We start from the raw sequence: 21,678 nt of genomic DNA, 5'->3' as shown, positions 1-21,678 counted from the left end.
CCGAGAGGATTCAACCATGAAAACTGCCTTTACCCGTATCGCCCTGGCCACCGCCTGCCTGGCCTTCGCCGGCCAACTGCTGGCCGCGGAACCCAAGCGCCCCGAGTGCATCGCGCCGGCCAAGCCCGGTGGCGGCTTCGACCTGACCTGCAAGCTGGCGCAGACTGGCTTGAAAGACAGCGGCCTGCTGAAAGCACCGATGCGCGTCACCTACATGCCCGGCGGTGTCGGCGCGGTGGCCTATAACGCGGTGATCGCCCAGCGCGCCGATGACCCAGGCACCATTGTCGCCTTCTCCAGCGGCTCGCTGCTCAATCTGGCCCAGGGCAAGTTCGGTCGTTACGACGAAACTGGCGTGCGCTGGCTCGCGGCGGTGGGTACCGACTACGGCGCCATCACCGTGCGCGCCGACTCGCCTTACCAGACGCTCACCGACCTGGTCGAGGCGTTGAAGAAAGACCCGTCCAGCATCGTTTTCGGCGCCGGCGCCACCATCGGCGGTCAGGACTGGATGCAGACCGCACTGATCGCCCGCCTGGCCGGCATCGATCCGAAGAACCTGCGTTACGTCGCCTTCGAGGGCGGCGGCGAAACCCTCACCGCCATGCTCGGCGGCCACGTGCAGGTGACCAGCAGCGGCCTGGGTGAAGTCACCCCGCAACTGGAAGCGAAAAAGGTGCGCATCCTCGCGGTACTCTCCGATGAGCGCCTGCCGGGCAAGCTGGCCGAGATCCCGACCGCCAAGGAGCAGGGCTACGACATCAGCTGGCCGGTAATCCGCGGCTTCTATGTCGGCCCCGAGGTGAGCGACGAGCAGTACAACTGGTGGAAACAGCAGTTCGACACCATGCTCGCCAGCGAGGATTTCGCCAAGCTGCGTGAACAACGCGACCTGCTGCCGCTGTCGGTGACTGGCGACGAGCTGCAAGCCCTGGTCTTCAAGCAAGTCGAAGAATACAAGGTGCTGGCCGATGCCTTCGGCCTGATGCAGGAATAAAACGCCACCGGTGCTTTGTGCAGGAGCCAGGGGGGACGCCTAGTCCTTGCTGGCGCCTGCACATGCCAGGTCTTGAGCTCCCCGAGCCAATTCCCCCTCATGCCTTCTGAGGTAACCCGCCATGTACGTCCGCCTGTTCGCTGCGCTCTGGCTGCTTTTCTGCGCCGTGCTCGCAGTCCTTGCCTGGGGTTTCCAGGCGCCCTTCGCCTACGACCCGGTCGGCCCCCGCGCCTACCCCCTGTTGCTGCTGGTCTTGATGGCCGCCGGCTCGCTGTGGCTGCTGGTCAAGCCAGGCTTGACCGATCAGAAACTGGACAGCTCCAGCGCCTTGCGCTCGGTACTGTGCATGCTGACCCTGCTGGCCTACGCCCTGCTGTTCGAATCCCTGGGGTTCATCATCAGCACCGCCCTGGCCACCTTCACCCTCGGTCTGCTGTTCACCGGCCGCCTGCTGCCCTGCGCCCTCAGCGGCGTGCTGATGGGCGTGCTGCTCTATGGCCTATTCGATTACCTGTTGGACGTGCCGCTGCCGCTGGGCCTGTTCGAAGCCTTTGTGGAGAGCTGAAAAATGGAAACGCTGAATTTCTTGATGCAGGGCTTCGAGGTCGCCACCCGGCCGGAAAACCTGCTGGTCGCCCTGTTCGGCGCCTTCGTAGGCACCATCGTCGGCCTGCTGCCGGGCCTGGGACCGATCAACGGCGTGGCACTGCTGCTGCCGCTGGCCTTCGCCCTCGGCCTGCCGCCGGAAACCGCCCTGATCCTGCTGGCCGCCGTGTACCTCGGCTGCGAATACGGCGGACGTATCTCGGCCATTCTGCTTAACGTGCCGGGCGACGCCGCCGCGGTGATGACCACCCTCGACGGCTACCCGCTGGCGCGTCAGGGCAAGGCCGGGATCGCCCTGTCGCTATCGGCGGTCAGCTCCTTTATCGGCAGCATGATCGCCACCTGCGGCGTGGTGCTGTTCGCTCCGCTACTGGCGAAATGGGCGGTGGCCTTTGGTCCTGCCGAATACTTCGTGCTGATGATCTTCGCCATCGCCTGCCTCGGCGGCATGGTCGGCGACAAACCGGTCAAGACCCTGATGGCGGCCCTGATCGGCCTGGCCCTGGCCACGGTCGGCGTGGATTCGACCACCGGCGTGTACCGTTTCACCTTCGGCAGCGTCAGCCTGTCCGACGGCATCCAGTTCATCATCGTGGTGATCGGCTTCTTCAGCGTCAGCGAAGTGCTGTTGATGCTGGAAAATACCCACAGCGGGCAGAAAGCGGTGAAAACCGGTGGCCGCCTGCTGTTCAACTTCAAGGAATTCTGCTTCACCTTCTGGACCATGGTGCGCAGCTCGCTCGCCGGCTTCGTCATCGGCGTACTGCCGGGCGCCGGCGCGACCATCGCCAGCGCCATGACCTACATGAGCGAAAAGCGCCTGGCGGGTAGCTCGGGCAAGTTCGGCGAAGGCGACCTGCGCGGCCTGGCCGCCCCGGAAGCGGCCAACAACGCCTCGGCCTGCGGCTCGCTGATCCCCATGCTGACCCTCGGCGTCCCAGGTTCGGGCACCACCGCGGTGATGATCGGCGCCCTGACCCTGTACAACATCACCCCCGGCCCGCTGTTGTTCGAACAGCAGCCGGACGTGGTCTGGGGCCTGATCGCCTCGCTGTTCATCGGCAACGTGATCCTGCTGGTGATGAACATCCCGCTGGTCGGCCTGTTCGCCCGCATGCTCAGCGTACCCAACTGGGTGCTGGTGCCGGCGATCACCGCGATCAGCATGGTCGGCGTCTATGCGGTGCACAGCACCACCTTCGACCTGGTGCTGATGATCGGCCTCGGCGTGTTCGGTTACATCCTGCGCAAGCTGGAATTCCCGTTGTCGGCACTGATCCTCGGCTTCGTCCTCGGCGAGCTGATGGAAGACAACCTGCGCCGTGCCCTGTCGATCTCGGCGGGTGACCTGAACATCCTCTGGAGCAGCCCGATCAGCCTGGTCCTGTGGGCGTTGACCGCACTGATGCTGGGCATGCCGGCCCTGCGCTGGTGGCGTGCACGGCGCACCGCCCAGGTCGCCAATGCCTAAGCCCTCCGCCCTGGCCCAGTGGCGCCGCTACTGGGCCACGCCGCTGATCGGCCTGATCGGCGGCTACCTGGCCAGCCTGATCGGCTGGCCTTTGCCGTGGATCATCGGCTCGCTGCTGGCAGTCATCGCTGCACGCTGCAGCGGCTGGCTGGTCACGGAGCTACCCGGCGGCCGCAAAACCGGACAATGGCTGGTCGCCAGCGGCATCGGCCTGCACTTCACCAGCGAGGTGATGGGCGAGCTGCTCGGCCATTTCGGCGTGATCCTGGCTGGCGCCCTGGCGACCCTGCTGCTCAGCCTGATCGGCATCGCCCTGCTGCGCCGCGCCGGGGTCGACCGGGCGACCGCGTTCTTTGCCAGCATGCCGGGCGGCGCCAGCGAGATGGTCAACCTGGCGCAACGCCACGACGCCCAAATCGCCCGCGTCGCGGCGGCGCACAGCCTGCGCCTGTTGCTGGTGGTGCTGCTGGTTCCGGCCATCTTCACCTGGAGCCTGCCCCCCATCGAACCGCCACCCGCGGCGGCGGTGGACGGACTCTGGCTGGCCATCCTGTTGCCGGCCGGCGCGCTGCTGGCACTGCTGTGGGGCAAACTCAAGCAACCCAACCCCTGGATGCTCGGCCCACTGACGGTGTGCGCCGTCGCCAGCGTCAGCTTCGACCTGCACATCGGTTTGCCGAACGGCCTGGGCCAGGTTGGCCAGTGGCTGATCGGCTGCGCCCTGGGCTGCCACTTCGACCGCGCCTTCTTTCGCAGTGCGCCGGCCTTTCTCGCGCGCATCCTGCTGTTCACCCTGCTCGCCATGCTCAGCGCCGCGCTGCTGGCCAAAGGCCTCGGCTGGCTGGCCAGCGAAGACCAGACCTCGCTGATGCTCGGCATGATGCCCGGCGGCATCACCGAACTGTGCCTGACCGCCGAAGCCCTGCACCTGTCGGTGGCGCTGGTCACTGCGCTGCAGGTGCTGCGGCTGTTCCTGGTGATGTTCCTGGCCGAGCCGTTGTTCAGGCTGTGGCAACGTATCTAGCAGCCCTACGCAGATTTCGACCACGTTTAGCCCGCCTCGCGCGGGCTCTTTTTTGCCGAATATTTCAATTCCGACGCGACACCCCTACCTTGGCCTACCCTGCAGTTTCCTCCTCGACTCGTTGAGGCCAACCACATGACGCTGCCCCGCCGGCCCCTGAGCAAAAACCTGCTCCTGCTGATCGCCCTCAGCGTGCTGCTGGCCGCCTGCAGTCGGGTCGGTCTGGCCTATCGCAACCTCGACTGGCTGATCCCCTGGCGGTTGAACGATTACCTGAGTCTGAACCGCGAACAGCAGGCCTGGCTCAAGCCGCGCCTGCAGAGCCACCTGGAGTGGCACTGCAGCAGCGAATTGCCGCGCTATGTCGACTGGCTGCAACGCAGCGAAGCGCTGCTCGAGCAGGCACACCCTAGCGCCAGCCAACTGAGCGCGCAGTTCGCCGAGCTGGATGGAGCATTCAAGCGCATCACCGGCGAAATCACCCCGACCGCCATCGAGCTGTTGCAAAGCCTCAACCCCGGACAAGTCGCCGAGCTGTATGCCGCCATGGATGAAGACGACCGGGAGGCTCGTCAGGACTTTCTCGAACCGCCCCTGGCGACCCAGATCAGCCGCCGCGCCACACGCATGCAACAACGCCTGCGCCCCTGGCTCGGTCGGCTGAATGCCGCACAGCAGGCCCGTATCGCTGAGTGGGCGCAGGCGCTGGGCGAGCAGAATCGTCTGTGGCTGGACAACCGCCTGCGCTGGCAAACCGAATTTCGCGCGGTGCTCGATGCACGGCGCAGTGCCGACTTCCCCGCGCGCTTGACGCGTTTGCTGCAGGAGCGTGAAAGCGCCTACGACGCCGACTACCGCGCCGCCTACGCACGCTCACGGCAAGCGCTGGCCGAGCTGTTCAGCGACCTGCTGGGAAGCGCCGACAGCAACCAGCGCGAACGCCTGACCGCGCGCCTGCGCGATCTGCGCCGCGACCTTGCCCGGCTGGCCTGTACGCCGCCCGCTAGAGTGGCGGCAGCCGCCAGTCGATAGGCGTCATGCCGTGCTGCACGAGGAACTTGTTGCAGCGGCTGAAATGACCGTTGCCGATAAAACCGCGATGGGCCGACAGCGGCGAGGGATGCGGCGAACACAGCACCAGGTGTTTGCTCGGGTCGATCAGGCGTGCCTTGCTCTGCGCATGCTTGCCCCAGAGCAGAAAAACCAGGTGCTCACGCTGCTGACTGACCACCTCGATCACCCGGTCGGTAAATCCCCCCCAGCCCTTGTCCGCATGGGAGCCGGCAATGCCGCGCTCGACCGTCAACGAGGTGTTGAGCAATAGCACGCCCTGCTCGGCCCAGTGCTGCAGGCAACCGTGCGCGGCGATGTCGATATTCAGGTCGCGCTTCAGTTCCTTGTAGATATTCAGCAACGACGGCGGCGTGGCTACCCCCGGCTGCACCGAGAAGCACAGGCCATGGGCCTGCTCCGGGCCGTGGTAGGGATCCTGACCGATGATCACCACCTTGACCCGCTCCAGCGGCGTGGAGTTGAGCGCATTGAAGATCAGCGCACCCGGCGGATAGACCTCCTTGCCGGCGGCCTTCTCCTGGCGCAGGAAATCGGCCAGCGCCTGCATATAGGGCTTGGCGAACTCCTCGCGCAGGGCCTCTTTCCAGCCCGCTTCGAGCTTGATGTTATCGGCGGCGGTCATGCCTGATTCCTGAGCGTACGAACGGAAACGGCACGCTAGAGAAGCGCCAGGCGCAAGTCAAGACAAGCCTTGATGGGCTGCTATCACCGGCCTGGATGCAGATTGCCGGATCACCCATGGCGACCAAGACTGAGGTTCCACTCAGGAGAAATGCCATGGACATGCCCGCCGCCCTGACCCGCGAATGCCTGGAACAGGCCCTTGAGCAGTCGCCGTTCGCCCAGATGATCGGCTTCGTCTTGACCGGCTTCGCCCCCGGGCGCATCGAAATGACGGTGCTGCCACGTCAGCAACTGACCCAGCACCACGGCTTCGTCCACGGCGCGGTGGTCGGTTTCATGATCGACAGCGCCTGCGCCTGGGCGGCGGCCAGCCTGGTCGGCGATGTGGTGACCAGCGAGTACAAGGTCAACCTGCTGGCCCCGGCGATCGGCGACCAGTTGATCTGCCGCAGCGAAGTGATCAAGGCCGGCCAGCGCCAGGTGGTGGCCCGCGCCGATGTCTTCGCCCTGCGCGACGGCCAGGAAAAGATCATCGCCACCGGCCTGGCGACCATCGCCCGGGTATGACGGTCTCCCGTAGGAGCGGGGGGGCGGGGGGGCGCCTACATCCCCCTGACGTCCGCTAGCCCTGGTGCAGCGCCCGGTAATGACTGGGCGCCATGCCCACCACTTTGCGGAACAGCCGCGAGAAGTAGTAGACGTCCTCGTAGCCCAGCTGCTCGGCGACCTGGCGGATGCCCTGCTGGCCCTCGTCGAGCAGGCGGCAGGCGTGGGCCATCTTCAGCTGGATGAAATCCTGGATAGGCGCGTGGCCGGTCAGGGCGCGGTAGGTCTTGGCGAAGTGAAAACGCGACAACTTGAACTGCGCCGCCAGTTCGTCGAGGTTGAGCGAACCGTGCAGGTGGGCACGCATCACCGCCTGCACCGCGTCGACGTCCAGCACCCGCCCCGATTTCAACGTGGCCCGTGCCGGCAGCACCGCCAGGGAGGCCAGCAGCGACTGCAACTGATGGGCGGCATAGATGAAGTGCGCCAGGTTCAGGCCCTGCTTGCGCAGATTGAGCAGTGCATCGAACTCGGCCAGCAGGCGCGGTTGCACGCCGATGCGCCAGATCGGCCCCTTGCCCAACGGGCGCAAGAACTCCGCCGCCAGTTCGCCATCGAAGTGCACCCAGTACAGCGTCCAGGGCTTGCCGGGATCGGCGCCATAGGCATGGGGAATGCCCTTGGGCAACAGCAGCAGATCGCCACCAGCAACAGCGATTCGTCCATCCAAGGTCTCCAGCCAGCCCTGACCGGCGCGGCAATAGATCAGCAGATAATCGTCCGGTAGCGGCCGATTCATGCGATGCCCGCCCGCCTCAGGATAGAACCCCAGCGCCAGCGGATAGCAGCCTGAAGCCAGTGGATGACGGCTCAGGATGCGGCGCAGGCGCGGCGGGGTGATAAAGCGCACGCCGTTGGCCGGCAATGGCCAGTTCGATGTTTCAACCCTATCGTTCATGCGCTCTCCGATAACTCAACAACAAGATCGTCCATCCATTGACCAAGATCGTCAATCCACAAGCGCGCGTGACCCGGCTATAACACTAAACAACGACAGGGCCTGTCCCGGGCCGAAAGTGGAGAATGCGATGAGCAAGGCAATCCCGCAGTTGATCGACGGTGAATGGCACGAAAGCCGCGCCCGCGAATTCATCGAAGTCACCGACCCGGCGACCCAGGAAGTGCTGGCGCTGGCGCCGAAGGCCACCGCTGAGGAAATCGAGGCGGCCATCGCCAGTGCCAAGGCAGCCTTCCTCACCTGGCGCGAAGTGCCGGTGTCCGATCGCGCACGGCTGATGCTGCGTTATCAGCACCTGCTCAAGGAACACCACGACGAACTGGCGGAAATCCTCGCCAAGGAAACCGGCAAGACCCTGGCCGACGCCAAGGGCGATATCTGGCGCGGCATCGAGGTGGTTGAGCAGGCGGCCAATATCGCCAGTCTGATGATGGGCGAGACCATGGAGAACGTGGCCACGGGCATCGACACCGCCAGCTGGATCCAGCCTCTCGGCGTCTGCGTCGGCATCACCCCGTTCAACTTCCCGGCGATGATTCCGCTGTGGATGTTTCCCCTGGCCATCGCCGCCGGTAACACCTTTATCCTCAAGCCGTCCGAACAGGACCCCATGACCCCCAACCGCCTGGCCGAGCTGTTTATCGAGGCCGGCGCGCCCAAGGGCGTGCTGCAGGTGCTGCACGGCGCCCGTGAGGTGGTCGACAGCCTGCTCACCCACCCGGATATCCGCGCCATCTCCTTCGTCGGTTCGGTGCCGGTCGGCCAGCACATCTACCGCACCGGCACCGCCCACCTGAAGCGCGTGCAGGCCTTCGCCGGGGCCAAGAACCATATGGTGATCATGCCCGACGCCAATAAACAGCAGGTGTTGAGCAACCTGGTCGGCGCCAGTTGCGGCGCGGCCGGGCAGCGCTGCATGGCGATCAGCGTGGCGGTGTTCGTCGGCGAATCGAAACAGTGGATAAACGAACTGCAAGCGCAGATGGCCGAGTTGCAACCCGGTTACTGGATCGACGACCACGCCGCCTTCGGCCCGCTGATCAGCCAGCAGGCCAAGCAACGGGTGCTGCGCCTGATCGCCGAAGGCAAGGCGGAAGGCGCCGAGTGCCTGCTCGACGGCTCGCACTGCACGGTGGAGGGCTTCCCGTACGGCAACTGGCTCGGCCCGACCCTGTTCCGTGGGGTGACAACCAGGATGGGCTTGTACCGCGAAGAGATCTTCGGCCCGGTGCTGGTGTGCATGGAGGTCGACAGCCTGGAAGAGGCGATTGCCCTGGTCAACGCCAGCCCCTACGGCAACGGCACCTCGATCTTCACCCGCTCCGGCGGCGCCGCCCGGCATTACCAGCACGCGGTGGAAGTCGGCCAGGTGGGCATCAACGTGCCGGTGCCGGTACCGCTGCCGTTCTTCTCCTTCACCGGCTGGAAAGGCTCGTTCTACGGCGACCTGCACGCCTATGGCAAACAGGGCGTGCGCTTCTATACCGAAACCAAGACGGTCACCACACGCTGGTTCGATGAAGATGCCATCGCCGGAGCGAACATGACCATTCAGTTGAAATGAGAACGGCGTAGGGGCTGTTAGACCAATAGACGATCTCGACAATTAGTCTAACCGCGTAAAAAGTTCTCCTGATCCCAACAACAAGAATAAGGAGAGCTGCCATGCAACGACTGACTACCACTCTGGCCCTGTGGGCCGGGTTAACCGCCTGTGCGCAGGCCGCCGAGCCGATCACCCTCGGCCTCAACTACCCGCGCACCGGCCCCTATAAGGAAGAAGGATTGGCCCAGATGCGCGGCGCCTTGCTGGCCATCGACGAGCTCAACGCCCAGGGCGGGGTGCTCGGCCGCTCGTTGCGCCTGTCCAGCCGGGATACCGCCTCGCGTCCGGCCAAGGCCGAGCGCAATGTCGACAAGCTGGCCAGCGAGGGCGCGGCCATGCTGTTCGGCGGTTCCTCCAGTGCGGTGGCGATCGCCTCCGGCCAGCGCGCGGCCAAGCACGGCCTGCTGTATTTCGGCACCCTCACCTATTCCAACGACACCACCGGCAAGAATGCCCACCGCTACATGTTCCGCGAGTGCAACAACGCCTGGATGAGCGCTCGGGTGCTCGGCCAGTACCTGAACAAGCACCTGCCGGATCAACGCTATTTCTACGTGACCTCCGACTACACCTGGGGCCATACCACCGAAGACTCGCTACGCCAGACCACCGGCAGCACGGATACCGGCAACCATCCCGGCCTCAAGGTGCCCTTCCCTGGCGCGCGCCTGGCCGATTACATGGATGTGCTGAGCCAGGCCGCAGCGAGCAACGCGGAGGTGCTGGCACTGGTGCTGTTCGGCGAAGACCTGGTGCGGGCCATGCGCATCGCCAAGGATCTCGGGCTGACCGAGCGCATGCAGATAGTCGCGCCCAACCTGACCCAAAGCATGGTCGAACAAGCCGGCCCCGGCCTGATGGAAGGGGTGCTCGGCACCGAGCCGTGGACCTGGCGCGTGCCTAAAATGGAGAAATCCGCCCAGGGTGAAGCCTTCGTCAAAGCCTTCAGCGAGCGCTATGCGATGTACCCGTCCAGTTCCGCTGCCTCGGCCTACAGCATCGTCTATCAATGGGCCGATGCCGCACAGCGGGCCAAGAGCCTGGACAGCGAAGCCTTGATCAAGGCCCTGGAAGGTCACCGCTACCAGCTACTCAAGGGCCCGCAAGAGTGGCGTGCCTTCGATCACCAGAACCTGCAGACGGTGTATGCCGTCAAAGTGAAGACTCGCGCCGAAGTGCTCAAGGATCCACTGAAACAGGATTACTTTGAAATCGTCGATCGCCTCGACGCCAGCCAGGCGGCGCCCAGCCTGGCCGAATGGCAGGCCGAGCGACGCGCCGCCGGGCAACCCCTGACCCTGCAATGAGGACTTATGGATTTCGAACTCAGCGATGAACAACGCCTGCTGGTCGACAGCGCCCGCGCTTTCGCCAGTCGCGAACTGGCGCCCCACGCCGCCGACTGGGACCGCGACCACCACTTCCCGCTGGAGGTGATCAAACAGGCCGCCGAACAGGGCTATCTGGCCCTGTACCTCAAGGAAGACGACGGCGGCCTGGGCCTGTCACGGCTGTCGGCCGCGCTGATTTTCGAGCAACTGGCCGCCGGCTGTGTGGCCACCACGGCCTTCATGACCATCCACAACATGGCGACCTGGATGCTCGCCTCCTTCGCCGAGCAGACGCTCAAGGACCAGTGGCTGCCCGGCCTGGTCAGTGGCGAACTGCTTGCCTCCTACTGCCTGACCGAGCCGGATGCCGGTTCCGACGCCGCGCACCTGCGCACCCGCGCCAGACGTGACGGTGACGACTACCTGATCGACGGCAGCAAGTGCTTTATCTCCGGCGCCGGTGCGACCGACGTGCTGATCGTCATGGCACGTAGCGGCGAGGACAGCGGCGCCAAGGGGATTTCCTGCTTCCTGGTGCCGGCCGACGCCGCCGGGGTGAAATACGGCCGCAACGAACTGAAGATGGGCTGGTGCGCCCAGCCGACCCGCACCATCACCTTCGAGGCCGTGCGCATCCCCGCCGGCAACCGCATCGGCCCAGAGGGCCAGGGCTTCGTCTACGCCATGCAGGGCCTGGACGGCGGCCGCATCAACATCGCCAGTTGTTCGCTCGGTGCGGCCCAGGCGGCGCTGGAACAATCGCTGCGCTACGTGGAGGAACGCAAACAGTTCGGCAAGCCACTCAGTGAGTTCCAAGCCCTGCAATTCAAGTTGGCCGACATGCTCACCGACCTCACCGCCAGCCGGCAGATGGTACGCCTGGCCGCGCACAAGCTGGATCAGGGCCACGGCGAGGCCAGCCTGTACTGCGCCATGGCCAAGCGCTTCGCCACCGATCACTGTTTTACCCTGTGCAACGAGGCCCTGCAGCTGCATGGCGGCTATGGTTACCTGAACGACTACCCGCTGGAACGCTGGGTGCGCGACAGCCGCGTGCACCAGATTCTCGAAGGCACCAACGAAATCATGCGGGTGATCATCGCCCGCCGCCTGCTTGAGCAGGGCGGCATGCTTGATCGCTTGCTGTAGCTTTTATCCCCTCTCCCCTCCGGGGAGAGGGTTAGGGAGAGGGGAACACGCACCACCCTCACCCTACGCGGGCCGCCCCAGCCCCTCTCCCAGAGGGAGAGGGGCGCACAATCTACGAGGACTTTTATGAGCCACGCCATCGAACCCTACCATCCCGGTGTCTTCGACCTGACCCACAAGATCACCGTGGAAAAGCACGGCCACACCGCGCTGATCACCATCAATCACCCGCCGGCCAACACCTGGGACCGCGACTCGTTGATCGGCCTCAAGCAACTGATCGAGCACCTCAACCACGATGACGACATCTACGCCCTGGTGGTGACCGGCCAGGGCGGCAAGTTCTTCAGCGCCGGTGCCGACCTCAACCTGTTCGCCGATGGCGACAAGGCCCGCGCCCGTGAAATGGCCCGGCGCTTCGGCGAAGCCTTCGAGGCGCTGCGCGATTTTCGTGGGGTGTCGATCGCCGCGATCAACGGCTATGCCATGGGCGGCGGCCTGGAATGCGCCCTGGCCTGCGACCTGCGCATCGCCGAACGCCAGGCGCAGATGGCCCTGCCGGAAGCCGCGGTGGGCCTGCTGCCCTGCGCCGGCGGCACCCAACACCTGGCCTGGCTGGTCGGCGAAGGCTGGGCCAAGCGCATGATCCTCTGCGGTGAGCGCATCGATGCCGAAACCGCCCTGCGCATCGGTCTGGTCGAACAGGTGGTCGACAGCGGCGAGGCGCGCGGCCATGCCCTGCTGCTGGCGGCCAAAGTCGCGCAGCAGAGCCCGGTGGCGGTACGCACCATCAAACCGCTGATCCAGGGCGCCCGCGAGCGCAGCCCGAATACCTGGCTGAGCGAAGAACGCGAGCGCTTCATCGACCTGTTCGACGCCGACGACACCCGCGAAGGGGTGAACGCCTTCCTGGAAAAACGCACGCCACAGTGGCGCAATAAGTAAGCCGATTCCCGCAGGGTGCGCCGTGCGCACCAGGAACCCGCACCATGAATGTGATTTTCGAAGAACACCACAGCCTGCATGGCTTTCGCATCGGCATCGCCAGCCTGGATGCCGAAAAAAGCCTGAACGCCCTGACCTTGCCGATGATCGAGGCCTTGAATGCAAAGCTCGCGGCCTGGGCAGATGACCCGGCCATCGCCTGCGTACTGCTGCGCGGCAACGGCGCGAAAGCCTTCTGCGCCGGCGGTGACGTGGTGCAACTGGTGCAGCAGTGCCGCCAACACCCGGGCGAAGTACCGCCCCTGGCGCGGCGCTTCTTCGCCGACGAATACCGCCTCGACCATCGCATCCACAGCTACCCGAAGCCCCTGATCTGCTGGGCTCACGGCCATGTGCTGGGCGGCGGCATGGGCCTGATGCAGGGCGCCGGCCTGCGCATCGTCACCCCATCGAGTCGCCTGGGTATGCCGGAAATCAATATCGGCCTGTATCCGGATGTCGGCGGCAGCTGGTTCCTCGCCCGCCTGCCGGGCAAGCTCGGGCTGTTCCTCGGCCTCACCGCCAGCAGCATCAACGCCCGCGACGCCCTGGACCTGGACCTGGCCGACCGTTTCCTCCTCGACAGCCAGCAGGACGCCCTGCTCGAAGGCCTGGTGCAATTGAACTGGCTGGAACAACCGCAGCGGCAACTGCACAGCCTGCTCAAGGCGCTGGAACACGAGGCCCGCGGCGAACTGCCGGACGCCCAATGGCTACCGCGCCGCACACGCATCGACGAAGTGCTCGACCAGGCCGACCTGCCCAGCGCCTGGCGCGCCCTCACCGCCCTGCACAACGACAGCGACTTGCTGCTGGCGCGTGCAGCCAAGACCCTGGCCGGCGGCTGCCCGCTGAGCGCGCACCTGGTCTGGCAGCAGATCGCCCGCGCCCGACAGCTGTCGGTGGCCCAGGTATTCCAGATGGAGTACGCCATGAGCCTGAATTGCTGCCGCCACCCGGAACTCCCCGAAGGGGTCCGCGCACGCCTGATCGACAAGGACCAAACCCCTCACTGGCACTGGCCGGATGTGGCGAGCATCCCCGCGGAGGTGATCGAGTCGCACTTCGAGGCCACCTGGGAAGGCGCGCATCCACTGGCGGATTTGTAACCGGCTGTAGGGTGCGCGGGGCCACCTAGACCGTGCGCACCACCCAATGGAAGCCCGGTGCGCACGGCGCACCCTACGAGGAGAACAGTAACCATGTCCCAGATCGCATTCATCGGCCTCGGCCATATGGGCCTGCCCATGGCCCGCAACCTGCTCAGGGCCGGCTTCAAGCTCAAAGTCTTCGACCTGGTGCAAGCTGCCATCGACGAACTGGCCAAGGAAGGGGCGCAAGCCGCCAGCAGTGCCACCGACGCCGTACAAGGCGCCGATGTGGTGATCAGCATGCTGCCGGCCAGCCGGCATGTCGAAGGCCTGTACCTGGGCGACGGCGGCCTGTTCAACCTGCTCGCACCCGGCACCCTGGTGCTGGAGTGCTCGACCATCGCCCCGGAGTCGGCGCGCAAGGTGCATAAGGCCGCCGCCGACCACGCCATCGAACTGCTCGATGCGCCGGTTTCCGGCGGTACCGCCGGCGCCGCCGCCGGCACCCTGACCTTCATGATCGGCGGTCAGGCCAGCACCCTGGAAAAAGCCCGTCCATTCTTCGCCGCCATGGGCAGCAACATCTTCCACGCCGGCCCCGATGGCGCCGGCCAAGTGGCCAAGGTGTGCAACAACCAGGTCCTCGCGGTACAGATGATCGCCACCGCCGAAGCCATGGCCCTGGGCGTGGCTAACGGCCTGGAACCGGCCGTGCTGGCCGAGATCATGCGCCAGAGTTCCGGCGGCAACTGGACCCTGGAAAAATACAACCCCTGGCCCGGCGTGATGGAGAACGCCCCGGCCTCCAAGGGCTATACGGGAGGGTTCATGGCCGAGCTGATGGCCAAGGACCTCGGCCTGGCCCAGGAGGCCGCGCAGGTCACCGGCAGCAGCACGCCGATGGGCGCCCTGGCCCTGCAGCTGTATCGCCTGCTGCTCAAGCAGGGCAAGGGCCAGCAGGATTTCTCGGTGGTGCAGCAGTTGTTTGTCGAATAGGGGCAACAAGCCAACGGCGGGTTGCACCCGCCCTACTTGCTGACGGCAAGCACACCGAACTGATCCGGCGGGAGGGACCTTGGCCGCGAAGACTGCGTGGGCTGAAATGCCCCATCGCGGATGAATCCGCGCCTACAGTACCCCCGGATGCAATCCGGGAAAATCCATCGCCTGCCAAATCGCTCCCGGATTGCATCCATATATGGACTGTAGGAGCGGGCCATGCCCGCGAAGAAGCCTATCGCAGGCGTGGGACTGGGCGTCGCCCTCGCTCCTACACCAGCAACGCCGTCACCGCTCGCGCAACGCCTCGGCACGGGCGCGGATGATCGGTTTGAGCAGGTAACTGAGCACGCTTTTCTTGCCGGTGATGATGTCGACCGAGGCGACCATGCCGGGAATGATCAGCAGAGGATGCTCTTCGCTGCCCAGGTGGCTCTTGTTGGTGCGCAACTTGATCACGTAGAAGCTGTTGCCATCATCGTCGGTCACGGTGTCCGCGCCGATCTGCTCCAGCTCGGCCTTGAGCCCACCGTAGATGGTGTAGTCATAGGCGGTGAACTTGACCATGGCCTCCTGCCCCGGATGGAGGAAGGCGATGTCCTGCGGGCGGATGCGCGCCTCCACCAGCAGGTTCTCGCCCAGCGGCACGATCTCCACCAGGTCGCTGCCCGGCTGGATCACCCCGCCGATGGTGTTGACCAGCAGCTGTTTGACGATACCGCGCACCGGTGAGGTGACCAGGGTGCGGTTGACCCGATCTTCCAGCGCCTTGCCAGTCGACTGGATCTTGCTCAGATCGGTGCGCGCCTCATTCAATTGGGTCAGCGCATCGCTGCGAAAACGCCCGCGGGTCTCGTCGATCTTGCGCTCGACTTCCTTGATCGCGGACTCGGCACGCGGCATCGCCAGGGTGGTGGCCTGTAACTGGCCGCGGCTCTCCACCTCGGCGCGCTTCAAGCGCAGCACTTCAACCGGGGAAATCGCCCCCTCGGCCACCAGCGGCTCGGACATGCGAATTTCCTGGCGCAACAGATCCAGGCTGTTGCGAAACTGGTTCTGCTTGGAAGCAAACTCGCGCAACTCCTGACGACGCTGGGTCAGTTGCTCTTCCAGTCCGGCGACCTCGTCCAGCAGCTGCTGGCGTCGACTGTTGAACAACTGCTCCTCGTTGTCGGCCTGACGCGGTACCTTCTCGCGCACTTCGTCGGCCACCACCAACTCGCGACCCTGGACTTCCGCACTGAGGCGCTCGACCCGCAGCAGCAGGGCCAGGCGATCGGCCTCGGTCTCGCCGACGTTGGAAGCAAAACGGGTGTCATCCAGGCGCAGCAACGGATCGCCGATATTGACGATCTGCCCCTCGCGGACGAACAGTTCGGAAACGATACCGCCTTCCAGGTTCTGGATTTTCTGCAGGCGCGAGGAAGGAATCGCCTTGCCATCGCCACGGGTCACCTCGTCGACCACGGCGAAATGCGCCCACAGCAGACAGAAGGCCACGAATGCGATCAGGCCCCAGATGGTCAGGCGGATGACCCTGGGCGCATCCTCGATCAGCGCCTTGCTGACTTCCGGCAGGGGTTCGTCGCCCATGCCGTCGTGGCTACCGAAATACGCGGCAACGGCCTGGCGCAGGCTCTTCTTCGGCGGTTTAGCTGACACTGATCTGCCCCTTCTTCAGCGCTTCCATCACGCTACCTTTTGGCCCGTCGGCGATGATCTGCCCGCGGTCGACGATGATCAGGCGGTCAACCAGGCTGAGCATGGAGGCACGGTGGGTCACCAGCAGCAGGGTCTTGCTGCCGATCACTGCCGCCAAACGCTGCTTGAGGCGCTCTTCGCCGGTGTTGTCCATGGCGCTGGTCGGCTCGTCGAACAGCAGGATTTGCGGGTCGAGCAACAGCGCCCGGGCCAGGGCCACGTTCTGTCGCTGTCCGCCGGAAAGATTCTGCCCACGCTCGCCGACCTGCAGTTCGTAGCCCTTGGGATGCAGGCGCACGAACTCATGCACCCCGGCCAGCTCGGAGGCCTGCAAGACCAGCTCATCCTCCACGTAGCGCGCGCCCACCGCCAGGTTGTCGCGCAGCGTGCCGGAAAACAGCTGGATATCCTGGGGCACGTAGCCGATGTTGTGGCGCAGATCGCTGACATCCAGCTGGCGCACATCGACGCCATCGACCAGCAGGCTGCCGGCATCCGGCTGGTACAGGCCGACGATCAGCTTGGCCAGCGAACTCTTGCCCGAGCCGCTGCGGCCGATGATGCCGATCTTCTCGCCGGGGCGCACCACCAGGTTGATGTTCTGCAAGGCGGCCTGCTGCTGGTCCGGATAATGGAAATCCAGCTGGCGGAACTCGATGGCGCCCTGCAAGGCCTGACGCTTGAGCGGACGCTCCTCTTCCTGACGCTCCTGCGGCAGGCTCATCATCTGGTTGACCGATTCGAGGGTGACGCGCGCCTGCTGGTAACGGGTCAGCAGGCCGGATAATTGGGTCAGCGGGCCGAGCGCACGACTGCTGAGCATGTAGCAGGCAATCAGGCCACCCATGCTCAGCTTGCCGTCGATGATCTGGTAAACACCGAAGACGATCACGATTACGCCAGCCAGTTGCTGCAGCAGCATGGTCGCATTCATCGCCAGACTGGAGAGCATGCGCGCGCGCAACTCCAGGCGACTGAGGGTGCCGATGGTCTGCTCCCACAGATACTGGCGCTCGCTCTCGGCATTATTGACCTTGACCGCATCCAGTCCGGCGAGGCTCTCGATCAGGCTCGACTGCCGTTCGGCGGCCAGCGCCATGGTGCGCTCCATGGTTTCCGCCAGGGGTCGCTGCAACGCCCAGCCGATCAGGGCGACCAGTGGAAAGGCCAATACCGGTATCCACACCAGGTGGCCGCCGATCATCGCGATGACCGCCAGAATCAACAGGGTAAACGGCAGATCGATGACACTGGCCAGGGTCAGCGAGGCGAGGAAATCGCGCAGACTCTGAAATTCGTGGATGTTCTGGGCGAAACTGCCGACCCGTGCCGGACGGAACTTCATGGCCATGCCGACGACACGCTCGAACAGCGTCGCCGAAATGATCAGATCGGTCTTCTTGCCCGCCAGATCCAGGCACAGACCGCGCAAGGTCTTCAGCAGCAGATCGAACAGATACACACCACAGATACCGATCGCCAGCACCCAGAGCGTGGCTTCCGCCTGGTTGGGCACCACCCGATCGTAGACATTCATGACGAACAGCGGCGTGGCCAGACCGATCAGGCTGATCAGGAAACTGGCCGCGATGGCGTCTATATAGAGCCAGCGGGAGCGTTTGAGGGTGTCGCGAAACCAGGAAGTCGCCCGCGGAATCAGCTCGCCGCGATTGAAGTCGAACTTGTGCAGCGGCTGGGCAAAGAACACCTGGCCACTGTAATCCTCCGCCAGCATCTCGGCACTGACGAGAACCTCACCACCCTCGCTCTCGCTGGGCATGACCCGCGCACGGCCCTGCTCGTCCCAACCGAGCAATACCGCGCTGCGCCCTTCGCGCAGCAACAGCAGAGCAGGCATGGCCAAGGAGGGGATCTTGTCCAGGCCGCGACGCAACCAGCGTCCTTGCAGACCGGCGCGAGCCGCCGCACGGGGCAGTAAATCGACACTCAGACGCTGCTCGGGCAATGGTAAGCCGGCCGTGAGCATGGCGCGGCTGACCGACTTCTGGTGCAAGCTGCACAGTGACAGCAGGCTGTCGAGCAGTGGATCATCGTAGCGATCGCGCGGATCGCTACGGGTCGGGGCCTGGCTGAGGTCTACTGCCACAAAGATTCACTCATGCAAGGAGAAAAGCCGCTCTCAGAGGTTGTGAAACTATCGAGCGCCGTCGCGACGGCTGTCTCCAGGCGCCCGCAGCAGAGGGAAGTTTTTTCACAACCGGTCAGTTCAGGCCCGGCAGTGTCGCCTTGGCCTTCACCACATCCAGCGGTGCCGCAGCCATGGGTGCAACTACACCTTGGCTTTGCAGCAGGGAGCCCATGGTCGCCTTGATCCGGTATTGAGTAAACAGTTCCGTGTAGCGAACCTCTTCCATGCGGCGCGCAGCGGTGAACAGTTCGTTCTCGCTGTCGAGCAGGTCGAGCAAGGTCCGCTCGCCCAGGCCGAACTGTTTCTGGTAGGAATCGCGCACCCGGCTGCTGTAGTCGACATATTGCTGAGCGATCGGCAGTTGCTGACGCGAATTCTCCAGGGCATTCCACGCCAGGCCGAGGTCTTCGGTCAGTACGCGCAAGGCGTTGTTGCGAATATCCATGGCCTGGTTGACCTGGTGCGCCTTGGACTGCAGGTCGGCCTTGTTGCTACCGCCGGCGAACAGGTTGTAGCGCATGCGCAGCATCGCCTGCCATTCATTGCTGTGGCCAGGCACGCCGTCGATATTGTTGTCGACACCCTGCGACAGCTCGGCGTCGAAACGCGGGTAGAACGTCGATTTGGACGCTTCATACTGCTGCTCGCTGGCCTGGACATCGGACTCGGCCGAACTCAGAAACGGGTTATTCGCCAGCAATTCCTCACGGGCGGCCTGCAGGTTTTCCGGCAAACGACCCGGCAACCCTTGCGGCATGCTCAGCTCGCTGGGGTCGCGACCAACCACACTGTAATAATTGACCTGCGCATCGGCCAGATTGGTCTGTTCGGTGATCAGATTGTTACGCGCCTGCGCCAGACGCGCCTCGGCCTGATCGAGATCGGCCATGCGCCCCACTCCGCGCTCGCTGCGCAGGGAGATCTGATCGTAAATGCGCTCGTGACTACGCAGATTATCCTCCGCCAGCCGGACCATGTCGCGACGCTTGAGCACTTCCAGATAGACCTCCGCCACGGTCAACGCGGTACGTTCGGACGTGCCCAGCAGTTCATAGGCACGGGCATTCACGGTAGCCCGCTGACGCCCGACTTCGCTGCTGGTGGCAAAACCATCGAACAGCATCTGCTGCAAACGCAGGCTCGACTCGCCGCGAGTCAGGGTTTTGTATTCGTGCCCCTCTACAGCACGCGTGCCCGGGCTATCGGTGCCTTCACGACCATAACCGGCAAGCAGGTCGACCTGCGGCAGATAACCGCCCTTGGCGGCTTTCATCTGCTCCTCAACCGACAGGCGTGCATTGATCCCCGCCTGGATTTCCGGATGCACCTCAAGAGCGCTCTGCATGGCTTGGTTAAGGGTTTGGCCGTTGGCCGACAAGGAGATCGCCAGAGCAAGGGGAAGAAGGGCTAAAAAACGCATTGGAGGTTAGATTCCTTTCAAGGCTGAGGAGCAGAAGGCATACAAAATAAGAGGGCGAATCACTGCAGACGACCCAGTCAACGAGACCACCCATCCACCTTTTGCAGGTCGCGGATCCGGTGTGAATAACTAGATCAATATCAAAGTGACATCAACGATAGTGAGTGTGTATTATCGCGAAAGAGCGGTCAATAGTTTGGCATATCGCCGAGCCAATTGGGAGCAAAGACAAGTTATTGTCGTCAAATATATGACGGTCAGTCTTTGCGTCTACCTTGGCCCAGGTCACATAAATTCAAGGATCACACCACGCCCTGCGCGTCTGGAGCTTAAGCATGAGCAATTTCGTCGCTGTCATTAAAAGTCTTGTGGGCCAGGTATTCGTTGTCTCCCTCGACGGCCTCAAGCGGCAAGTGTTCGAAGGCGAGCGCTTGTTCCAGGGCGACCAGGTGGTGACCGCGTCGGGCGGCTCGGCAACACTCGAACTGGCTAATGGCGATGCGATCGATATTGCGGCCAATGGCAATTGGCAAACGGAAGGGGATCAAGCTGCAGAGCCAGCGCAGGCGGCGCAAGCGCCCGCCTCCGAACTGGAACAAGCCATCGCCGCCGGCTTCGACCCAACCGCCGACCTCGAACCGACCGCCGCAGGCCCGGGCGCTGCCGGTGGCGCAGGTGGTGCGGCCGGTGGTGGTCACAGCTTCGTGATGCTGGATGAAACAGCTCAGCAGCTCGATCCGACTGTTGGGTTTGAAACCGAGGGACTGGGGTTGGCTGCGGCCACACCCGTAGAGGAACAAGCTCCAGAACCTATTGAGGCTCTCGAGACTGCCAACACTACCCCGCCAGTGGTCAGCATCAGCATTGACCCGATCACCGACGACAACATTCTCAACGCACAGGAACTGCTTGGTGACATGCTCACCATTACCGGTACTGTCGGCGGCGATGCCAAGTTGGGTGACACCATTACTCTCAATGTTGGAGGCAGCCTGTATAACGGCACCGTCATCCAGCGCCCTGATAGCTCTTTGGGTTTTGAGATAGAGGTAGGCACAGGCGACCTGCGTGAGGCCAGCAGTATCACTGCGACCATCAGCAGCACTGATGCCGCAGGCAATACAGGCACAGCAACGGTTGAGCGTGGGTATGACGTTGACACCACCGCCAACATCACTGTCAGCCTCGATGACGTGAACAGCGCCAACGTCGCCAACGCACTGATCTCCGGCACCTCCGATGTCGGCGCTGGCCGCACCGTGACCCTGGTCATCACCGATGCCAATGGCGACACCGTTACCACCACCGCCACCACCGATGCCGATGGCAACTACAGCATCACCGAAGACCTCAGCAGCCTGGCGGATGGCAACCTGACCGTCGACGCCAGCGTCACCGACGCGGCCGGCAACCCGGCCACCGCCACCGATGCCACCAGCCTGCTCGACACCAGCGCCGAAGCCACCATCAGCCTCAATGCCATCGCCGGCGATGACATCCTCAATGCCAACGAACTGGGTGGCGATATCGTCCAGATCACCGGCAGCGTCGGCGGCGATGCCAAGGCCGGCGATACCGTCACCCTGACTTTGGGCAGCACTACCTACAGCGGCCCGGTCATCGAGCTTGCCGACGGCACCCTGGGCTTTGCCATCAACGTCGGCACCGGCGATCTGCGTGACAACACCCAGATCGAGGCCAGCGTCACCGCCACCGACAGCAACGGCAATACCGTCACCGCCGAGGCCGACCGCGGTTACAGCGTCGACACCAGCGCCGCAGCCAGCATCAGCCTCGACGCCATCGCCGGCGATGACATCCTCAATGCCGCCGAAGCCGCAGCGGACGTCGCCGTCAGCGGCAGCGTCGGCGGCGATGCCCAAGAAGG

18 protein-coding genes are annotated in these 21,678 nt (G+C 64.2%); 13 read left to right on the top strand and 5 right to left on the bottom strand.

Annotation, left to right across the window (positions count from 1 at the left end; all coding sequences use genetic code 11):
• The first annotated feature begins 16 nt into the window (after positions 1 to 16).
• From G9C89_RS22625 to G9C89_RS22605, 5 genes are all read left to right on the top strand, one after another.
• On the top strand, positions 17 to 997 hold the full coding sequence (locus tag G9C89_RS22625; RefSeq protein WP_172152511.1) for a Bug family tripartite tricarboxylate transporter substrate binding protein: 981 nt from the start codon (positions 17 to 19) through the stop codon (positions 995 to 997).
• A 121-nt stretch (positions 998 to 1,118) separates the two neighbouring features.
• Positions 1,119 to 1,562 (top strand): tripartite tricarboxylate transporter TctB family protein, encoded by a 444-nt coding sequence (locus tag G9C89_RS22620; RefSeq protein WP_172152509.1) that lies wholly within the window; start codon positions 1,119 to 1,121, stop codon positions 1,560 to 1,562.
• Positions 1,563 to 1,565: 3 nt separating this feature from the next.
• Positions 1,566 to 3,074, top strand: a complete 1,509-nt coding sequence (locus G9C89_RS22615; RefSeq protein WP_172152507.1) for a tripartite tricarboxylate transporter permease — start codon at positions 1,566 to 1,568, stop codon at positions 3,072 to 3,074.
• Positions 3,067 to 4,098: an AbrB family transcriptional regulator gene (locus G9C89_RS22610; RefSeq protein ID WP_172152505.1), complete on the top strand. Its 1,032-nt coding sequence runs from the start codon at positions 3,067 to 3,069 to the stop codon at positions 4,096 to 4,098. Before G9C89_RS22615 ends, G9C89_RS22610 begins: the two co-directional genes overlap by 8 nt.
• 135 nt (positions 4,099 to 4,233) lie before the next feature.
• Complete coding sequence (locus tag G9C89_RS22605; RefSeq protein WP_256674367.1) at positions 4,234 to 5,130, top strand: DUF6279 family lipoprotein; 897 nt, start codon at positions 4,234 to 4,236, stop codon at positions 5,128 to 5,130.
• On the opposite strand, the gene ung is transcribed toward G9C89_RS22605, so the two are convergent.
• Entirely contained in the window at positions 5,102 to 5,794 is a 693-nt protein-coding gene (ung, locus tag G9C89_RS22600) for a uracil-DNA glycosylase (protein WP_172152495.1), read from the bottom strand. The two genes, G9C89_RS22605 and ung, sit on opposite strands and share 29 nt — an antisense overlap.
• A 155-nt stretch (positions 5,795 to 5,949) precedes the next feature.
• On the opposite strand from ung, the gene G9C89_RS22595 reads away from it, so the two are divergent.
• Positions 5,950 to 6,363 carry a PaaI family thioesterase gene (locus G9C89_RS22595; protein WP_172152493.1) on the top strand — a complete coding sequence of 138 codons (414 nt, stop codon included), beginning with the start codon at positions 5,950 to 5,952 and terminating at the stop codon, positions 6,361 to 6,363.
• 55 nt (positions 6,364 to 6,418) lie between these two features.
• Here the strand turns inward: G9C89_RS22595 and G9C89_RS22590 are convergent, their stop codons facing one another.
• On the bottom strand, positions 6,419 to 7,300 hold the full coding sequence (locus tag G9C89_RS22590; RefSeq protein WP_172152491.1) for an AraC family transcriptional regulator: 882 nt from the start codon (positions 7,298 to 7,300) through the stop codon (positions 6,419 to 6,421).
• Positions 7,301 to 7,430: 130 nt separating this feature from the next.
• Here G9C89_RS22590 and G9C89_RS22585 point away from each other — a divergent pair, with 130 nt between their 5' ends.
• From G9C89_RS22585 to mmsB, 6 genes are all read left to right on the top strand, one after another.
• On the top strand, positions 7,431 to 8,924 hold the full coding sequence (locus G9C89_RS22585; RefSeq protein ID WP_172152489.1) for a CoA-acylating methylmalonate-semialdehyde dehydrogenase: 1,494 nt from the start codon (positions 7,431 to 7,433) through the stop codon (positions 8,922 to 8,924).
• Positions 8,925 to 9,025: 101 nt separating this feature from the next.
• The gene (locus G9C89_RS22580; RefSeq protein ID WP_172152487.1) at positions 9,026 to 10,273 is read left to right on the top strand and encodes a substrate-binding protein; all 1,248 of its coding nucleotides are present in this window, start codon (positions 9,026 to 9,028) and stop codon (positions 10,271 to 10,273) included.
• A gap of 6 nt (positions 10,274 to 10,279) precedes the next feature.
• Entirely contained in the window at positions 10,280 to 11,446 is a 1,167-nt protein-coding gene (locus tag G9C89_RS22575; RefSeq protein ID WP_172152485.1) for an acyl-CoA dehydrogenase family protein, read from the top strand.
• Positions 11,447 to 11,572: 126 nt separating this feature from the next.
• Complete coding sequence (locus tag G9C89_RS22570) at positions 11,573 to 12,391, top strand: enoyl-CoA hydratase (RefSeq protein ID WP_172152483.1); 819 nt, start codon at positions 11,573 to 11,575, stop codon at positions 12,389 to 12,391.
• A 44-nt stretch (positions 12,392 to 12,435) separates the two neighbouring features.
• Positions 12,436 to 13,539, top strand: coding sequence for an enoyl-CoA hydratase/isomerase family protein (locus G9C89_RS22565; RefSeq protein ID WP_172152481.1), 1,104 nt, complete (start codon positions 12,436 to 12,438; stop codon positions 13,537 to 13,539).
• Between the two features lie 93 nt (positions 13,540 to 13,632).
• Positions 13,633 to 14,517: a 3-hydroxyisobutyrate dehydrogenase gene (gene mmsB, locus G9C89_RS22560; RefSeq protein ID WP_172152479.1), complete on the top strand. Its 885-nt coding sequence runs from the start codon at positions 13,633 to 13,635 to the stop codon at positions 14,515 to 14,517.
• A 291-nt stretch (positions 14,518 to 14,808) separates the two neighbouring features.
• Here the strand turns inward: mmsB and G9C89_RS22555 are convergent, their stop codons facing one another.
• From G9C89_RS22555 to G9C89_RS22545, 3 genes are all read right to left on the bottom strand, one after another.
• Positions 14,809 to 16,113 carry an HlyD family type I secretion periplasmic adaptor subunit gene (locus G9C89_RS22555; RefSeq protein WP_172152572.1) on the bottom strand — a complete coding sequence of 435 codons (1,305 nt, stop codon included), beginning with the start codon at positions 16,111 to 16,113 and terminating at the stop codon, positions 14,809 to 14,811.
• 58 nt (positions 16,114 to 16,171) lie between these two features.
• Entirely contained in the window at positions 16,172 to 18,328 is a 2,157-nt protein-coding gene (locus G9C89_RS22550) for a type I secretion system permease/ATPase (protein ID WP_172152477.1), read from the bottom strand.
• Positions 18,329 to 18,443: 115 nt separating this feature from the next.
• A complete protein-coding gene (locus tag G9C89_RS22545; RefSeq protein WP_172152475.1) occupies positions 18,444 to 19,790 on the bottom strand; it encodes a TolC family outer membrane protein in 1,347 nt (448 codons plus the stop codon).
• 335 nt (positions 19,791 to 20,125) lie between these two features.
• Between G9C89_RS22545 and G9C89_RS22540 the strand changes: the two genes are divergently transcribed.
• On the top strand, positions 20,126 to 21,678 hold a 1,553-nt coding region (locus G9C89_RS22540; RefSeq protein ID WP_172152473.1), incomplete at its 3' end, for a retention module-containing protein.

The organism is Pseudomonas tumuqii, from assembly GCF_013184545.1.
Classification (GTDB): domain Bacteria; phylum Pseudomonadota; class Gammaproteobacteria; order Pseudomonadales; family Pseudomonadaceae; genus Aquipseudomonas; species Aquipseudomonas tumuqii.
Note: the sequence above shows the minus strand (reverse complement) of the source record. Positions and strands in the feature narration are given on the sequence as shown.

What these genes read in the sequence shown, in the direction of transcription:
- G9C89_RS22625 (WP_172152511.1), top strand. Translation starts at nt 17, where the DNA reads ATGAAAACTGCCTTTACCCGTATCGCCCTGGCCACCGCCTGCCTGGCC.
- G9C89_RS22620 (WP_172152509.1), top strand. Translation starts at nt 1,119, where the DNA reads ATGTACGTCCGCCTGTTCGCTGCGCTCTGGCTGCTTTTCTGCGCCGTG.
- G9C89_RS22615 (WP_172152507.1), top strand. Translation starts at nt 1,566, where the DNA reads ATGGAAACGCTGAATTTCTTGATGCAGGGCTTCGAGGTCGCCACCCGG.
- G9C89_RS22610 (WP_172152505.1), top strand. Translation starts at nt 3,067, where the DNA reads ATGCCTAAGCCCTCCGCCCTGGCCCAGTGGCGCCGCTACTGGGCCACG.
- G9C89_RS22605 (WP_256674367.1), top strand. Translation starts at nt 4,234, where the DNA reads ATGACGCTGCCCCGCCGGCCCCTGAGCAAAAACCTGCTCCTGCTGATC.
- ung (WP_172152495.1), bottom strand. Translation starts at nt 5,794, where the DNA reads ATGACCGCCGCCGATAACATCAAGCTCGAAGCGGGCTGGAAAGAGGCC.
- G9C89_RS22595 (WP_172152493.1), top strand. Translation starts at nt 5,950, where the DNA reads ATGGACATGCCCGCCGCCCTGACCCGCGAATGCCTGGAACAGGCCCTT.
- G9C89_RS22590 (WP_172152491.1), bottom strand. Translation starts at nt 7,300, where the DNA reads ATGAACGATAGGGTTGAAACATCGAACTGGCCATTGCCGGCCAACGGC.
- G9C89_RS22585 (WP_172152489.1), top strand. Translation starts at nt 7,431, where the DNA reads ATGAGCAAGGCAATCCCGCAGTTGATCGACGGTGAATGGCACGAAAGC.
- G9C89_RS22580 (WP_172152487.1), top strand. Translation starts at nt 9,026, where the DNA reads ATGCAACGACTGACTACCACTCTGGCCCTGTGGGCCGGGTTAACCGCC.
- G9C89_RS22575 (WP_172152485.1), top strand. Translation starts at nt 10,280, where the DNA reads ATGGATTTCGAACTCAGCGATGAACAACGCCTGCTGGTCGACAGCGCC.
- G9C89_RS22570 (WP_172152483.1), top strand. Translation starts at nt 11,573, where the DNA reads ATGAGCCACGCCATCGAACCCTACCATCCCGGTGTCTTCGACCTGACC.
- G9C89_RS22565 (WP_172152481.1), top strand. Translation starts at nt 12,436, where the DNA reads ATGAATGTGATTTTCGAAGAACACCACAGCCTGCATGGCTTTCGCATC.
- mmsB (WP_172152479.1), top strand. Translation starts at nt 13,633, where the DNA reads ATGTCCCAGATCGCATTCATCGGCCTCGGCCATATGGGCCTGCCCATG.
- G9C89_RS22555 (WP_172152572.1), bottom strand. Translation starts at nt 16,113, where the DNA reads ATGGGCGACGAACCCCTGCCGGAAGTCAGCAAGGCGCTGATCGAGGAT.
- G9C89_RS22545 (WP_172152475.1), bottom strand. Translation starts at nt 19,790, where the DNA reads ATGCGTTTTTTAGCCCTTCTTCCCCTTGCTCTGGCGATCTCCTTGTCG.